Annotated in this window: 9 protein-coding genes and 1 pseudogene; 1 reads left to right on the top strand and 9 read right to left on the bottom strand. The window is 51.6% G+C overall.

The genetic code is table 11. The features are described 5' to 3' along the window. Both WG929_RS15640 and WG929_RS15635 read right to left on the bottom strand, forming a co-directional pair. On the bottom strand, window positions 1–2,047 hold a 2,047-nt coding region (locus WG929_RS15640; protein ID WP_416206823.1), incomplete at its 3' end, for a transglutaminase-like domain-containing protein. Between the two features lie 175 nt (window positions 2,048–2,222). Further along, window positions 2,223–8,897, bottom strand: a complete 6,675-nt coding sequence (locus WG929_RS15635; protein ID WP_416206822.1) for a carboxypeptidase regulatory-like domain-containing protein — start codon at window positions 8,895–8,897, stop codon at window positions 2,223–2,225. Between the two features lie 441 nt (window positions 8,898–9,338). On the opposite strand from WG929_RS15635, the pseudogene WG929_RS15630 reads away from it, so the two are divergent. Further along, window positions 9,339–9,721 (top strand): annotated as a pseudogene (locus tag WG929_RS15630) (integrase core domain-containing protein); the annotation flags it as partial. Window positions 9,722–9,729: 8 nt separating this feature from the next. Here WG929_RS15630 and tnpA read toward each other — a convergent pair. From tnpA to ltrA, 7 genes are all read right to left on the bottom strand, one after another. After that, on the bottom strand, window positions 9,730–10,017 hold the full coding sequence (gene tnpA / locus WG929_RS15625) for an IS66 family insertion sequence element accessory protein TnpA (protein ID WP_416206821.1): 288 nt from the start codon (window positions 10,015–10,017) through the stop codon (window positions 9,730–9,732). A gap of 76 nt (window positions 10,018–10,093) precedes the next feature. After that, entirely contained in the window at window positions 10,094–10,789 is a 696-nt protein-coding gene (locus WG929_RS15620; RefSeq protein ID WP_416206820.1) for an arylamine N-acetyltransferase, read from the bottom strand. Continuing rightward, window positions 10,786–12,219, bottom strand: a complete 1,434-nt coding sequence (locus WG929_RS15615) for an asparagine synthetase B family protein (protein ID WP_494517115.1) — start codon at window positions 12,217–12,219, stop codon at window positions 10,786–10,788. Before WG929_RS15615 ends, WG929_RS15620 begins: the two co-directional genes overlap by 4 nt. 8 nt (window positions 12,220–12,227) lie before the next feature. Next, entirely contained in the window at window positions 12,228–13,292 is a 1,065-nt protein-coding gene (gene ybiA, locus WG929_RS15610) for a riboflavin biosynthesis intermediates N-glycosidase (protein ID WP_416206818.1), read from the bottom strand. Window positions 13,293–13,303: 11 nt separating this feature from the next. After that, window positions 13,304–15,646, bottom strand: a complete 2,343-nt coding sequence (locus tag WG929_RS15605) for a glycosyltransferase family 2 protein (RefSeq protein WP_416206817.1) — start codon at window positions 15,644–15,646, stop codon at window positions 13,304–13,306. A gap of 11 nt (window positions 15,647–15,657) precedes the next feature. Continuing rightward, a complete protein-coding gene (locus tag WG929_RS15600) occupies window positions 15,658–15,756 on the bottom strand; it encodes a helix-turn-helix domain-containing protein (RefSeq protein WP_416206816.1) in 99 nt (32 codons plus the stop codon). Between the two features lie 508 nt (window positions 15,757–16,264). Beyond that, complete coding sequence (gene ltrA, locus WG929_RS15595; RefSeq protein WP_416206815.1) at window positions 16,265–17,407, bottom strand: group II intron reverse transcriptase/maturase; 1,143 nt, start codon at window positions 17,405–17,407, stop codon at window positions 16,265–16,267. Between the last annotated feature and the right edge of the window lie 155 nt (window positions 17,408–17,562).

Here is a 17,562-nt window from a genome sequence, read left to right as displayed (position 1 = left end):
CTGCCTGAGTTGGGCTAATCCCCTGCAGATCCAGCGCAATGGCTCGATATTCACCAGCGACCGGGCGGTTAGTGGTGGTTTTCCAGCCACGCCCCGGTTGCCAGTACCCCATTTCAGACAGCAGTTCGGTTCCCATGGTAAGAGATGAAGTCGTCGCTGCGACTTCGTCACCAATACTGAATTCGCCGTTAAGGTGAATCAGGTATCCCGGTAGCGTATCGGGAATATCCGCAGGATCGATATTGTCGTTTTCATCTGGCTGCGGCAGATAGCTGGCGATGGTTTCAGCATCGGCATCCGTTGCAGGGGCAAACGAGAGCGCCAGCTTTTTACCGGCCAGTTCTACCGTTGGCTTGTTGATCGTCAACATCGTACTACCCATCCGGCCATACAGGCTGGTGCCCAGTGAGTATTTGAATTTCCAGCGCTGACTGTTACTCAATTCCGATGACACCAGTTTACGAGTCATCAGCTCATACGGCAATGCAGCGGCAAGAGGCGCTTGCACCACACTCTTGATACTGGAGCTGCCCAATACATCACCAACGGTGGCATCCGGGTTCTGGCTCTCAATATACGCCTGCAATTGTGCCTGATACGTTTCCAACGCTTGTTCTACAGCGGTATTTGATCCTCCCTGTACCCAACCTTCAGCCTCATTGATGGTGCTATTTTGCTCGATCTCATCCACGAGTCCCTGAGCATCAAAGGGCACTGCTTCGGCGAGGTTCATACCCTCCTGATAATCGTATTGCTTGAAGCTGGCATCCATTGGAATCCAGGTATCACCGCGCTGGTGTTTGGCTCCACGGCTGGGCAGGTAGTCGATCCAGGCTTCAACCCAGACATGCTCCAGACGGAAATGAGTCACCTGGCCACCACGGATCAAACCGACATTGGGAATCCCGCCTTGCCCCATCAGGTTGCCTGCCGCATCGGTATTTTTAACGTTGCCCACCCAGTTCATGACTTCTTCTGCGGGGATGCTCACGGTACCAAAGGCATAACGGGCCGGAATATTGGCAGCTCGCAGCAAAGCAACCAGCAGGCTGGCAGTATCAAAGGCGTTGCCCTTTTTGTATTCCAGCGTGTATTCCGCTCCCTGAATGGAGCCAAAGCTGGGAATAAATTCGATGTTATTGCGTACCCACTGATAGATGGCGACGGGATCATGGTTGAGCTCTTCGGCTTTGGCCCGGATTGCGTCACTCAGAGGCGCATCAAGCGTGCCGTCCAGATCGGCCTGGGTTGGGCCTCCGGGGTTGCCGAGCATATCGGGCGTAATAACGTTCGCCGCAAGCAATGGGCCGGTTTCGAATAACGGCAGTTCGTACCGCTGGCTTAGTTGATCAGCAGACTGGGCCGGAGCCGGTGTCTGTTTGGGGTCTGGTGTTCCCCAGGGCAGTTTGTTCGGATCGAAAGGATCTCGTGCCTTTCGGGTCGAGAGCGATTCCAGCACCGCATCCAAGGCGTCCAGTTTATCGGCCTGTTCGACCAGAGATTGATCGAGTAACACATCAGCCAGTTTGGATAACACTTCATCGTAATGCGCCATGATTTGTTCACTCATGGCTTTCTGACGCTGGAGAATTTCCTCTGGCACATCCTGCTCTTTCAACAAACGGGCTTCTTGCTCCAGAGAGCCTCGGGTCTGTTCATAGAAAGCCTGCAAGCGTTGCAGGAAGCGACGACTGGGTTCGTCGACAATGGCATCGGCCCCAAATCCCAGAAAAGTCAGCAGCTCCGCAATCAATCCCTGATCAGCGTTGATTTCATCCACCACTTCCTGGCGCTTGCTACGGATGTGATCTTGCAGATTTCCCAGCACCTGATGCAGCTGCTGGTTATTGATATCCCATTCACGTTCTGCCGCCAGCTGCTGTTGATGATCAATTTCAATTGCAACCGCCCAGGATGGCCACACAACGGCGTTCAGAAACACCAGCAGCATCAATCGGGCGATGCCACGCAACGTCGCAGAGTCCCGGTGGCTGCTGCTCTCCCAAACATGAGTAGATGCTGATGAGTAAGTATTTTCTGGGTTCATAACGAAATTCCATTTCGTGTTGGCATTCATACACTGCCAACAGGATTGAAGACGATGGGTTAAATCTGTCCGGTGTCTGGCTCAGCCAAAAGGCCTGCCGTGATACCGGGGCGAAGCGCTGGTGCAGCATGACTGCAGTGCAGCACTTCAATCCGACGTTCAAGGCCGTTGGACATCATGGTTGAGAGGTGCTGTGACTGAGCTGCTGACTCCATAACCAGAGCAGCTCATCCACCTGCAAACGCAGCGCGGCGACCTCGTCCTGATCAATGGCTTGCAGATCAGCAGTCATGTGTAGCAGCCCGCTGATGCCCGCTTGCAAATTTCCTTGTGCCTGCTGATCCGCAGCGGCCTGCAAACTGGCCTGAGCTTGCTCAAGCTGTTGCAGAATCTCCGGATCGCTCTCGGCTCCTTGCAAGGCAAGCAGGTTATGCTGAATCGTGGCCAGATCCGCGGTCACCGGAGTTTCCAGTGTCAGCTCCACTGCCTGAACAGGAGTTGAAGCGCCATCCAGATAGATTTCAGCCTGGATCCGTGCGGCATCCGCCTCGGCACTGGCAGCGCTGTACTCTGGAATGGCACGGCTGGTCAGCGTTTGCTGCTCATTATCTGCAAGAGGCAATGACCAGGTCACCTGCTCACCCTGTGTTGCAGCAGATGGCAGGTTATCCAGCACATAACTACCGGCAGGCCACAGCAACCGCGCTTGTAACTGATTGGCGCGGCCCCGATTGTCCAGCCGTAACTCAATGGCGACCGATTGCCCGGCGTGCAGGTTCTGAGTCGTTGGCGCAGTGTGGTCCAGGCTATTGATCAGCAGATCTGCATGTGGATTTACAGATGCCTCAACGCCAGTCTGAGTCGCTTCCGCCAGCAGGTCATAGCCAACAAAGACAGCCTTGCCCAACCCATAATCCGAGAGCGTTACAGCCGGTACATCCGCCAGCTCATCGTCAGAACAGCCCGTATCACTGGATGTGGCCAGTTCAGGATTCAGGAAAATACCGGCCAGGGTTGCCCGGGTCAGGGTGATGCGCGGCAGTGACCGTTCCAGTCCAAACAGGACATCACCAGCGGTTGCCACAGGGGATTCCAGCAAGCGCACGCCATTCGCCCGAATAGCCGCACCGGCATCAGACGAGGCTCCCTGACAACTCCCCACAACATCCCCCAATATGACTTGCTGGAAGTTGTTATAAACCGCCAGACCACCGCTATGGAATTCAACGATGCCAGAACCGGTTCCTCTTGCTTCGTATCTGGAGACGATCTGCTCGTTCAGCACCAGAATGTTGTAACCACCATCACCGGTTACCGAGGTATTGCTGGCATCATCCCAGCCAAACAGATGAATCACATCGTCACCGTCACCTCCGGAGATACTGCCCGCGTTTCTGACCGCACCAGAGACCTTGATGTAATCATCGGCCTGAGTCCCCTGAACGGTCTGATTCATCTGTACAGTGCCGACATCCATGATGTTGAACTCTGCCAGAGGGCGGTCAGCAATCGTGCCGGAGCTGTCCGCCACGGAAGTGGTATCACCAGCCGACTCGACACACCCATCATCAGACTCTGCCGGAATAATGCGCACTTCCTGGAAGTTGTTGTAAACCGCTCGGCCCCCGCTGATGAATTCAACGGTTCCGGCGTTCGTGCCGCCTGGCTGATGCTGGCTCACCACGACTTCGTTCAACAGCAGCACGTTGTAGCCACCGTCACCGGTCACAGAGGTGTTACTGGCATCATCCCAACCAGACAGATGAATCACATCGTCACCCTCACCACCCGAAATGCTGCCAGCATTACGGACCGCACCGGATACCCTGATGTAATCGTCTTCCCCTGTACCACGAATGGTCTGATTCATCTGCACCGTGCCCACATCCATGATATGGAAATCAGTTAATGGACGATCCGCGACAGTCGCCTCTCCGCGACAGCCGGTTGCTAACGGTTCATGGCCCAGCAGTTCAGACAAGGATGCTTCGACCGGAGCACGACCACTGGCGAAGACCAGTCCATCCCCCCGATTAACGGCTTCTCGCAGCAAGCCAGACTGGAATGCATCCAGAGCTTGATACTCGTTCAATAACAGGTATTGGCGATAACGGCCGGATAGCAGTTCCGTTTCGAATGCCTCGACAGTATCCACCAGTGTATAACTGCGATTTTCCAGCAAGGCTTCCAGCGCCTCTCGCTGAGCGTTCTGAAGCGGAGTTTCGGTTTCTTGCAGTGCGTCAGCAAACACCAGTAATTCCGCTGATGCAGCCACCTGCAAATCCGCAACAATCGTATCTGGCGCTTCCAGAATCACAAATTGCTCATATGCCAGCGCACGGGAGCTTCCATCCAGAGTCACTTCCAGCACACAGGCATAGTTGCCCGGAGCAAGATCTGCTGTGAAATAGGTTTCAAGCCGGGATGTACTGCCGCCAGCCACCAGATCTTCAGAAGCAGCGTCCTCAGATACCGTCACCTGGGTATCTACATTCAGCACCTGATAACCCAGCGCCAGCCCCTGCAGATCCTGAGTGCCGGTATTGGATGTAACAAAAGTACAGGCCTGGGCATCCCCCTGATAGATTTCTGCAGACTGAACGGAGACAGCCCCTCGAATCGCTGCATTCATATCATTCAGCACTTCAAAGCTGGCAGCCGCATTCATCATGACCGCGCCGGTATCATCCAGAAGCGTCAGCTGATACTGGTATACCCCTTCCGTCGCCTGAACCAGATCCAGACCTCTCAGGGTATTTTCAACCTGCCCCGGAACCAGCGATGGCAAAGCCACTGTCTCGCCAAACACTTCCACACCACTCTCATCCAGCACCCGCATTTGCAGCTCGGCATTGGCAATCGGATGGATAGAAGTCATATTTTCCGTCAGTGCATACAGCTCGACCCGATCATCCACGTGATAGAAAGGGCGATCCGTTGTCGCTCTCAAGGCTGCCGCGAGCGCACCGTTTGAGGTGCCATCCGGATTGACCAGATCACTGATCACAAAACGGGCTGTGGCCGTATCCAGAACCTTGCCATCACGATCAGACAAGCGCGCCCAGGCGCTATAAGTACCGCTGATAACAGTCCCGGTATTCCACACATCACTGAAGTTGACGACAGCACCCGGAATCAGCGCATTAACCTCAAAGGAACCCAGTGATGCCACTTCAATACCGGCCTCATCCAGAATCCGCAGATCAGCGATGTAATTCCCTTCCAGAGCACCGGTATTGCTCACAGCGGTCATCAGGCCAACGTCTGTCGCCGAGCCAAACACACTGCCATCCAGACTCAAACCGATTTCACCCAGCAATGAAGTCACCGCCACCTGCTGACGGTTATTAGCCAGATTACATTCTGCCGAACCACCTTCCAGCGAGACCTCAACCACCAGTTCAGTCGATGTCATATTGTCGGGAATAATCCCGTCGATAGTGACCTGAGCGCTTTCTCCGGATTGCAGGCCAGTCGTGTGGGTTTGTTCTGACAACAACTGGCCACCCTGTGCAGGCAGGCCATCATAGATACGAATCAAAACCGTATTGGTAATGTCACCAGAACCACCATTACCAATGGTCACACTGGCTGTCGCCGGATTGCCGCTGCCATGGTCGGTAAGTGTCAATCCGCCCACCGTCAGATCCAGAATGCGGGTTTCACGCTGGATTTTGGTCGCAATGCCATCAATGTATTCCTGGTAGCCACTCACCGTAATCACAAAGCCGCGATCACCGCCGGAAGGCTGCGGGAAAACAATGCTATCCAGCAGATCACGATCCACCCCGCTCCCGACACCAATCGAGTTGAGCACATCAATGCCCGCACTCATGGCACGCTCAGACGCCGCTACGGCATAACTTTTACTGGAATAGCCATCGGTCGAGACATCAATCACTTGCAGGGCACTGGCCGGTGTCGCAGCAGAGATCAGGCTATTGGCGGTATCAATACAGCTATGAATGGAGGTTCCTCCACCTCGCTTGCGAATAGCCCGAATCGCATCGGCAATATCTTCCGCGTTGTCCTGCTCGATAATGGTTGGACTCAGTTCAACCGAACTGCTGCTGGAGAACTGGATAGCGGAGATACGAACACTGCCATCACGCGGCACAATGCTCTCGTTCTCGATAGCCAGAGCCGTACCTTCCAGCTGCAAGCGGAACTCAGACGAGCTGACACTGCCCGACGAATCCATACACAGCGACAGATCCAGACTCGGGCCTTCTTGCTGATTGCTACACAGGCCCGCCGTTCTGCTCAGGTTATTGGTTTCGGACAACTCGGCGAGCACATTGCTGGCATCGACCAAAACAGTCACGGGAGCACCGTGGAAAGACTGAATGCCATCCAGACTGATTGAGAAAGCCATCGACTGATCCACTGCCAGTCCGGCTCCCTGATCAAGCTCCAGCGTGGCAGATCCAAGCAAGGTGTCGGCGGCGGTGAAGCTGCCATCACGATCGACATCCTCAAACGCCACCACGTCCAGAGGAACAGACACCGGAATATTGCCCCGGTTAACGATGACACCGGATATCGCTCCGGATACCGAGAAATCCGTCTGGCTGGATTGCAACTGACCAATATCCAGTTCCGCCACCGCCAGGTCGGCCAACAATGCGTCGACTCCCGGCTGGCGCAATCGAATTTCGCCCAGATCCAGTTCACCACTGTCAGAGACCACAATACTGAAGGTTTGCGAGACATAATCCGTGGAGCTGACCGTGATCGTATACTCGCCTTCCGCGGCGACATTCAGCATGAATCGCCCCTGGGTATCGCTCATCACCTCAGTCAGCGAGCCGGTTGCAGCCTCTCTGGCCGAAATCACTGCGCCTTCCAGCGCCTGACGGGAGCGGACATCCAGTACCGAGCCGGACAGGTTCGCCAAAAGCGAAGTATTGGATGGACGAAGAGTCACTTCTCCCAGATTGGTGATCAGGTCGGCCTGAATATCAACCGAAACGGATACCGGTTGGTAATCCACCGCATCCAGTGAAATGGTAAAGCTGTCAGGCGGCAGATCGGCAAATACAAACTCGCCATCGGCGTTTGTACTTGCCAACAAGGACTGACCTGAAGCATCTGTCAGAAGCACCTGAACGTCAGCGATGCCACGCCCGGTAATCTCATCAATGACGGTCCCGTTCAAACCACCGACAGAAACCCCTGGCTCCTGATCCAGTAAATCCAGTTTTGGCGAGAAATCCAGATTGGCACCATCTTCAGCAATAGTGGAAACCGAGACCGGGTGATAACCATCCAGCGTTGTCAAAATACTCACCGTGCCAGCCGTCAACTCATTAGCGGAATAATGGCCATTGGCATCAGTGACCAGAGTTTGAGACTGCCCGGAAGCATCCGTGATCTGAACCCGGGCACCTTCCAGCGCCATCCCCGAATCACGTTCGCTGACTTGACCTTGCAACGACACGCCTTTCGGCTCTTCTTGTTGCATCAGAGAAGGAGAGAAAATCAGGGTTTGCCCGGATGACAAACTGGCCGACCCGCTGGCCGGGCGATAACCGGTGAGACTGGCACTTAACTGCAACGACCCTGCTGGCACAGACGTCAGCTGATATTCACCTGAGGCATTGGTCGTGGTTGCCAGAGCCGTACCGGCAATGGCGACAGAAACCCCGACCAACGGCTCACCACTGGCTCGGTCCGTAATCGCGCCACGCACAACACCGATACTGAGCGGCTCACCGGTATCCGGGTTCATCATGATGCGGGATAGTTGAACATCCCCCAGATTCGCTCTGTCTCCCTGAGCCAAAAACGTATTCTGGGTCAGCTCACCAAAGCCACCCAGAGATACCAGAATCTGATAATTGCCTGCCGTCAGATTGTTCAGCTGAAACTCACCGCTGGCATCCGAGACATAGGACTCAGAAGCAGCGCCGGAGAGTTGGATCAGCGCACCGGAAAGCGGCGCTCCGGTGTCGCCATCGACGATCCGGCCAGACAGCACAATGTCATCCGGAGCCGGTTTTGCCGCTGCGTCCAGAACCCGTAGCGCCAGAGCCGTCAGATACACATCGTCGTTAAAGCTGCCATTGGAGGATTGCAAATCGGCAAAACGGTTAAAGGATTCCAGATACGGGGTGCGATTGGTTTCAACGTTCAAAATCGCTGATAAAGCCAGTGCCGAGGCTTCGATTTCTGGCCATAACAAGCTGCTATCCCGCTGTCCTGCCAGCCAGACCACACCGCTCTCCAGCGCATCTCCCGTTTGATAAATATGCCGATAGCGCCAGACGGCATTCACAACCAGCGCTGTCGTCTCGATGCGATTCGGGTTATCCAGCACAGACCAGCTACCGTTGCTGTTCTGCTGTTGCAACAAATAGCTCACCATCATCTCCGAAGCATCATTGGCGATGCCAGCGTGGGAGAGGGCCTGCAAAGCGAACGCGGTACTGATTGGATCACTGCCAAATCCGGGGAAAGCCCCCACACCACCATCTTCATTCTGACGATGGATAATGTCCGCCAGAGCGGCGTCATCGACGGCACTGGCCGAATTGGCCAGCTGTTGCAGCACCAGATACTCCGTTATTTCTGCATGGCTGCCATCCAGATACGCCAGGCCATTCCCGACCACACCGTTTGCCGGTTGTGCCAGCACCTTGAAGGTAATCAGTGCCTCGGCAGTGGATTGCCAAGGCTCGCTTAAACCGGATTCTGATGAAATGCTGCCATCCGCGTTAACAACACCACCTTCCAGGTGAGAGGTGGTTAACCAATCGACTCCCTGACTCACTCCCGCGTAACCATGAAGCGGGAATAAATTGAGTAGCGCGATAGTGATGCAGAACGTGAGACGGAAGCAGAGCTTCATATCATCCTCCCTGGTGTTTTTGGCATTCCATTAGTCAGAAGACAAACAAATCCTGAGTCCGGCTGACTGCGATTTATCCTGATTACAAAGTGTCATCAGGGATAATATTCGAACCATTAATACTAATGATCGAGCCTGTTGCTCCTCTCTCGATTTGTTCTCATAAAATCGGGGCTTCATCAGAAGCAGTTCACAATTATTGAACTTCTCTCATATCACGGGCTCGTTAGCCGTGTTTTCCCCTGGGCAAACAACAGCCACAAAAAAGCCCGCACGAGGCCTTCACAGTCTGTTTTGTGTGTCCCACCGGGATAAACGGGTTATCCAATAGATACGTGATGACTGTTGGCGGTTACGCTGAGATCAAAGTTAAGTGCCTTCAGCCGCCCACTGTTGTTTTTAACATGAAAAATTCATCGGACAACTATGCTGACACAGTGGGGCATCCGCAGTAGCCACAGTCGACCACGCGTCAGCAACGACAACGCCTATTCTGAGTCATTGTTCCGAACGTTGAAATACAGCCCGCAGTGGCCGTCAGGCGGTTTTGACACGCTCACGCACGGAAATGGATGCTGACGTTTGCTCGCTATTACAACGAAGAACACCGCCATAGCGGTATCCGCTTAGTGACGCCCGAGCAACGCCATCAAGGGCAAGACAAGCGGGTTCTGAAACAGAGAAAACACGTCTGCGAAATGGCAATGAAAGAACACCCGGAACGTTGGAGCCAGAAGAGAATCCGCAATCTGCGTTGGCAGGATAAGGTGACCTTGAACCCACTCAAAGAGAAAGAAACACAGGCTGTGGAGAGGGCAGCCTGATTAATGGTTTATCGGATAACTAGGTTGAAAAATACCGGATCCGGTAAGGCTTCAGTTGGTAGCTCAATGATGGCTTGTGCACCCAACCTTAACCGCGCCGGAGAGGGTGAGGTCACGGTGATTGGAATCAAAGCCTTTGGCTTGTCCACCACCGGCTCAGAACCGGGCGATAAACGTTTACGCCAATATTGAAGGTTATGCATAGCAAGGTTGTGTTGTTTGCAAAAGGCGACCTGGGATAAACCACTGGTACGCCAAAGGTTGATGTGCTGCTGCCATTGTTCGGATTTAGTCATGAGCTGTCTCGTTGAAGAATTTGAAGACAGCTTAGAATGAATTGAGTAGTGATTTTAGATGGGGTTGTTTGAGCGTTTACGTTGCTGAAGGTACTGGGGCCGGATAGCTATGGCCGAAATGGTTTTTAAGCACTTCTGGAATCGACTCTGCTGATAGTCCATCGACAACCTGAAAATGCTCGGCACCATAAAGCTGAAGGCTTTCTCCCCGCAAAAACAGAAAGCTGTTGTCCACTATGGCTGAGAACCGAACGCTGTTGGAAAAGGGATATTTAATCCCGGAGCTGTATCTGGCCTTGATATCCTCAAGAATATCTTCCTCGCGGCTAGGCTGAAGCTTTATCTCCATTTGCAGGGATTCTTTTCCCTGGCGTTTATGGAAGACTTTGACCCAGTCACCATCTACTTCGGTTCTATACCTCATCCCAAAGCAAGAATACTCAATGTTTCGAGAGGCCGGGATCAGTTTGATGGCTGGCCAGCCATTACCAACATCTGCGAAGTAGGTTTCCCCATCGATATGAAGTCTGGCCAGGCGATGGATTTCCTGACCACCCATAAAGGCCGTATGAAGGTGTGCATCAAATCCAAGCTTTCTGGCATCAGTTAGATAGCTGAGTGCCTTATCGGAGCATGTGCCGCCCGGTAGACCTAATGGCTTTCCGTTGTTGTACAGAAGATTTAGGTTATGGAATGGCTGCGTGCGAAAGTGGTGTAACAACAAGGCCTCTGCAGCCTCGAGGCTTGATGTAGCTCTTCTTGGAGCACTCACTTGTGCTCTTCTCCGCGCTGGTCGATGAAGCGATCGAATGCAGCGTATTGATGGAAATATGGGTGAGAGTGATCAAACGGAAAGTGCTGTTTCCAAATATCCCGCAGCTCCTCCCGTTCTGATCGTCCATTACGTTTCAGGCAAACAACCATGCCTCGAATACCGCTGCCAACATCACAGGAGGTTTTGCGGCGTTGCAGAATGCTCTCTGGCAAGTAGGTTTCAAAGCTGCTTCTGAGAGAGACCTTGTTTTGGTTACTTCTGTAAAACTGTTCGAATTCAAACTGATCACTCAGTGAACGGAGCTTGGCATCCAGAAACGGACAACGTGCTTCGATGCTATGAGCCATGCTGGCCATGTCCAGTCTGCGTAATTCGGTGAACTGCATGTCCTGAATGAGCTGGCGACGCGTTTCTCTCCATGGATCTGTCTGGCTGAACTGATGGTAGCCACCGAACAGTTCGTCAGCACCTTCTCCTGTTAGTACAACCTTGATACCTGCTTGCCTTGCGGCACGTGCCAGTAACCAGGTTGCCAGACCGTTGCTGACGATGGACGGGTTGTAGCTTTCGGTGGCAAGCACAATGTTTTCAATCAGGGCTGGGATTTCTGATTTGGATGGCAATGGAACGAAGGTGACCTTCTTCAAATTCAGGGCTTCAATTACTGTCTGAACGGCTTGGTGATCTGACCCTTCTTCGGTACCCAACGTGAAGTAATGGATATCGTCTCTGTATTTTGAGGCGATGCTGGCAATCAGAGAACTGTCCAAGCCACCACTCAGGAAAAGACCTAGCGGCTGTTCAGAATCAGGCAGGCGCTTGAGAACGGCGTTGTGCAGAAGTTCATTCAAGTTGTTAGTGGTTGCTTGTGCTTGATGATCAAGGATTTGGGTAACTGTGCCAGAGGTCAGGTCGATTTCAGAGACACCTATCGGCAGTGGCTCAAAACAATCGATGTGATTCAGTGCTTTTAGCTCGCTGGTGATGAAAAGGTCGCCTTCGGAGAAACCGAAAAACAGTGGTTTTTTACCCATATGGTCGCGCAGGCAAACGACTTTTTGTGCTTCGTTATTAACAATAACTCCGGAGTAGAAGCCATCGAGTTGATGGATAATCTCTGGGCCAAGCAGTTGGAAAAGCGGCAAGATAATCAGGGTGTCACTGCAGTAATGGCCCAAACCGTAACGCTGTGCCAGATCCTTGAAGTTATAGATTTCGCCATTAAATGCACTGGCCAAAGCTCCGTCAGCGCACGGCTGCTGCCCTTCTATCAGATCTCCATTGATAGCGAGCCTAACAAACCCAAGCGCAGTATCTCCTTCAGACCATATGCTTTGATCATCTGGCCCACGGTGGTGAATACGATTCATCAGTGTTGGCAGTCTGCTAATAGCCGTCTGCCCTTTAAGCAACAGGATTCCACACATACGCAGAATTAGACCAAAGCTTTTGTGTGAATGCTTTGCTGTCTGATTTCAGCACGAACTTGCATCAATAGCTGTCCGAGACGGTTTTGGCCTGAACCATCGCCAGAATCGCCCCAGAAATCATCTTTTTCGGTGAACTCAACCAGCTGTCTGTCACCGGATGACATCAGCTTATTGGCCAGATCCGGATGCTGTTCAAACTTGGCTTCGAGCGCCTGGAGCATGATCTGCTCACGAACATTGACCCAGTCGGTTCGCCCATACTGGTCTGATAATTCGTAGGCAGCCGTTTTGGCTTTCATTGGCGTCAAGCAGCAGCGAATTTGCTCCTGATGCATCGGATCAGAAAATTTCTGCGCTTGATAATAGTGCTCTACGGTTGGCCAGATTTTGCCATTCAGAAATACTGCGTGTTTCGAGAAATTGGAAAACTCTCCCCAAGGCTGGTCAGAGTGATAAAAATGAATGGGTGACTCAGATTGAAGCTGGTCGTCCAGAGGGAGCTGGTGGCCCAGTTTTGCATTCTTGGTTTGCAGGTAGTTGGCATTTTCAGGGCGAATGTTCGGATGAGTATTTACACCAGAAGTCTGAATGCCATGGGTATTAAGGAACGCGGCTTTACGTGGGTTGTTGGAAACGAGACGAACTTCGTTTATTCCTAGTTGTTGTAGAACTGCAACGGCTTCCGGGTAGCTGCGTTTATCTTGCTCCAGCCCCAATTTCTCAAATGCTTCTGCAGTATCCAACCCATCGTGTTCCATGGCTTTTACGGCTTTAATCTTCAGTGAAAGCCCGTGGCCGCGTCCTTCCTGATGTTGATAAACAATCAAACCGCTGCCCTCAATGGCCATGAGCTTCATTGCTTCTCGTAGCTGGTCTGCACAGTCGCAATCTAGTGCTCCGAAAACCTCGGAGGCTTTGCAAGAGGAATGAACGCGAAACAAAGGTTTGGAGCCGACAGCCTGAATATCTCCCATAGAAATAACACTAACTTCCTCTAGGCCTGTGTCATACATTCGGAAATCGCCTATTGGGGTGGGCAGAGTGCACCAATTGTCCAGTGCCAGTTTCATCTTGTACTTCCTTATTGGATGTTGGTCATTTGCAGATTTGATGCGGCCGCATAGTCGTCGGCCTCCAGAGTCAAGTGAGCTAAAAAAGTCTGAATATCGGCTTTCGATAGTTTTCTTGCCCATGAAATGATGGTGAGAATGTTTTCAGTACTGAAGTCATCTTTCAGATATTGGTGAAGCTCTGAAAGCTCATTGGAAGTATCGATATGATCCAGTGTCTCTGCAAGCCCTTGAATGCGCATCATGCTGATTTTCAGGAGCTCCAGCCTTTGGCTCATGCTTGCTGTTGAAAGCTCGCATATTTGTTCAATTTCCAGATCGGTAAACCTCAGCCGATGGTTGCTGTGCTCTTTCAGAAAGCTGGTTAAGCCCGCATAAAGAGCAGATCCCACAACCTCAGCCAGAACCTTATCGGCATTGACTGATGGCGTTACGTTAATTCGGCCAATGTGCTGAACAGGAAAGCTCACCGCTTTAATGTTCATGCCGCGATAGTGGCGATTGACAACGGCCCAGATCATGTCAGATCGGCGAGCATCCCTGCCTTCGATTTGTAAAATGGTATTGGGCGTCAGGTTGAGCGCATCAGGATTGAGGACAAACGTACATCCACCTCGGTTGACCGACTCCGCTGCTTCAATGATCGGATTTTTGCAGAGCTTGGCCACAATGCCTCTGGTCAGCGGATCTCCATTCAGAATACCGGTTGCCCCAGCAATTAGACGTGCACGAGCCTCAGCAACCGTTTCATATTCGTAAACGGGTTCAAGCCACATAGGCTTTTCCAAATGAGCAGAGTGCTTGCGAGACAAGTCGTAGTAGTAGTCGGGGAATTGCTTGCGTATATCTACATTTTCTGTCGCTCTATCTGGCAGCGCGATATTTTGCGGCAAGCTATTCAGCCATTGCAGGTTATGAACAAGGTCCATTAACTGCACTCTGAGTCCATTCAATGGCGGATTGGGGGAAGAGCCCTCATAAGCGCCCAATAACACATCTATGCGATTATCTCTGAATGCGGGCAGCCATGGCAGGTACTGAAGCGCTCTGGCATCAACGCGCATATCATCGTCCAACAGCCAGCCAATAGCTCCTGGGCACTTATTCATCTCCAGACCGAGATATCGTTGAATCATGGTTCTGGAGACAGCAATACTTTGCTGCACTCCAAACCGAATTTTCAGGTTGTTACCAAACAGCCCCTCCTGAGCACCTGTCTCGAACTGTGATGGTGAAATAACCGTCAAATCCATATTTTGCGACAACAGCTGTTGAGTGACCGAACTCAAAGCTGCTACTGGGCAATGGTTATCCAGTAAGAGCACTTTCAGAGAAGTGATGCTGTCGCATGACTTCAAATGGCTCAGGTTCTGCAGTAGCGGGAGTAATACCTCGGGTTCAGATGAAATTATTCCAACGATCAGTGTCCCTGGTTTGTACTCAGGTGCCGTCTCAAAAGATTGACTGACACTTGCTGCCCTCAGGTTATGTGACGATCCTGATAGAGGAGCCTCCCAATTGAAGAGTGCTTCGGCTCTTGTGGTGAACTTTATTCGCTGTTCTCGGGACATTCTGCCCGAGTATTTTTGCCAAAACAGAGTAAGCCCATTGAGTTTTGCTTCAGATCCTTTGGTACTAAGCCTTGGACGCGATGGCTCGGCGTAGTGCTGCACCAGTGACCTTTGAACTGCCGAGTAGCGAACGTTACCTAAATCAGCAATGCGAATGCACAGATCTCTATCTGTTGCACTGCTTAGTGATTCGTCAAAACAACCTGCCTTCAGGAACAAATCCAGTTTTAGAAAGAGATTGGATCCTTGAATTCCAGGGTTACCCACCATAAATAAATCTGGATTCAGTTGATCGGGAGCCAATGTACTTACTGGATATTCTTGCCACCCTTCAATTCTTTGAATACCGGTAGCTACCATATCCAGCTGATTGCAGTTCATGAAGTTCAGGCAAGTTTCCAGATACTCGGGTGACCAGGAATCGTCATCATCCAGAAAGGCTAATACGATATTCGACGTATTCCCAAATTCTCGCACAACCAGATCAACGGCCGAGTTCCAGCAGCCGCTAGCCCCAATGGTTCGATGATTTTCGAGGTAAAGGACACTACACCCAGAAGGGGAAATAGAGTTGGCGATTGATCTATTGATTACCTTGTTATCGGATTCAGAGTCATCGCAAATGACGAGGTAGTCTGGAGTAATCGTTTGGCCAACAATGGATGGCAGAGCGCGAGACTTCAGTAATTCTGGACGATTACAGGTCGCGATAATTACGACGATTTTCAGAGATGTTGATTTCAAACTTTTTGTCGTTCCATAGTTTCGATCAGACTTGAGCATAAGACTTCAAACTAGTCCAGACTTCTCACCCGCTCCGCAATCTCTCCAACCTCACAGTCAAAGAACTCACACAGCGCATCCAGCACGTCGGTTGTTGTGCTGTATCGCAATTTTCGACAATGTGGTTCGGTGTACGCCTGTCGCGTTAGCTACTTCTTCAATCGTGATGCGTCGTCCTTCCTTGAAGGATTTGTCAGCGATTAACTCTTTCAATTTGAAGCGAATCATTGATAGCTACCAATTCTTGTAGATCTACAATCATCGCCCAATAGCTACTTTGAAGTAAATTCTCTACATTTCTATGGTCACGGTAGGAACACCGGTCACCCGATGCCCCCCGTACAGATCCGTACGTGCGCTACTAACGCATACGGCTCCTACTTCGAGTATTTAACGCTAAATCGCATTTCTGGATAAGGATGAACAACGCGTACTGCCGGAAGCAAACGTCTGACCCAAGGGCCGAACCTCTCCCAAATAAGCGTGAAACGCTGACTCCGACGGCGAAGTATTTTGAACCAGCGGTTCACTATTTCATAATGGAACAATGAAACACTCCGACCATTACCTGGCACACTGTAATAGTTCATGTGCCCTGTCAGCACCGACCTTAGCCATTTAAGGGTAAAGGCCTACGGGCTCATGCATTCGTCGCCGTAGTTCACGCTGCACCGCACTGATCTGATTTACCAGTCGCTTTCTGATGGTCTTACGTCCCACCTGAAACTCACCATTTCGTCGCTTCGTGCAGTAATGCGTAAATCCCAGAAAGTCGAATGATTCCGGCTTCCCTTCTTTACGTCGCACGCACTGCTCCCTGGCGTAGCGGCCAAATCGGATGAGTCGTGTTTTTTCTGGGTGTACGGCTAAACCAAATTTATTGAGCCTTTGGTGAAGTCGCGCCAGATACTCGTTCGCATCCCATTTGTCCTGAAAGCACAGCACGGCATCATCGGCATAGCGCACAACGAGCACCTCGCCTTTTGCTCTCGTTTTCCGCCACTGGTGACTCCAAAGGTCAAACGCATAGTGCAGGTAAATATTGGATAGCAAAGGTGATATGACTGCTCCCTGTGGTAAACCACAGCTTGTCGGTCTCCTTGCGCCGCCCTCATCAACTACACCCACCTTAATCCAGCGAGTAATCAGCTTAATCAGTCGCTTATCTCGTACACGGTGTTGAATCATTCGGATGAGCCAGTCATGCTCTACTGTATCGAAGAACTGACGTATATCCAGATCCAACACCCAATTCACTTTCTTTTTACAAATCCCGTAGGTGAGCGCATCTAACGCATCATGCTGACTGCGTCCCGGCCTAAAACCGTAAGAAAACCCTTTGAAGTCGGTTTCATAGATTTCATTGAGGAGTGTGACTACCGCCTGCTGCACAAGCTTATCCTCAATGCACTGAATACTGAGCGGTCGCTGTTCGCCATTTCCCTTCGGAATGTAAACACGCCGTGCGGGTTTTGGTTTGTAGCGGTCCTGCTGTATGCGCGAGTGTAAATCCAGTAACCGGTTCTCCAGCTCCTCTTGATAGCGATACCAACTGACGCCATCTACCCCTTTCGCTGCCTGCCGCTTAAGTTGATAAAAACTCTGGCGGAGCAAATCCAGAGTAAGATGGTGCATCAAGGCCGTGAATGATTGCTGCTTATCTTTCTTTGCGATTTGACGTACGCAAGCAAGCCCTGACATCGCGGGATTCCAGCTCTGCGTCTGGCCACGGTCGAACTCATTCGCGTTCCTCTCAGTCAAAACCCTTCCCTCCACCCACTCCGCTGCTTACTATAGCTAAAAGCATTGTTCGCGAGCTTCTCCAGTACTATGGTTTTGTTCGACTTCCTGGCGATTCGATAAATTGTATTACTCGGTTTTCGATTCACAACTTACTATCTCAAGGCTCAATTTGA

The sequence above is a fragment of the Oceanobacter antarcticus genome, from assembly GCF_044962685.1.
Lineage (GTDB): Bacteria > Pseudomonadota > Gammaproteobacteria > Pseudomonadales > Oceanobacteraceae > Oceanobacter > Oceanobacter antarcticus.
This window is presented reverse-complemented; position numbering and strand designations above follow the sequence as displayed.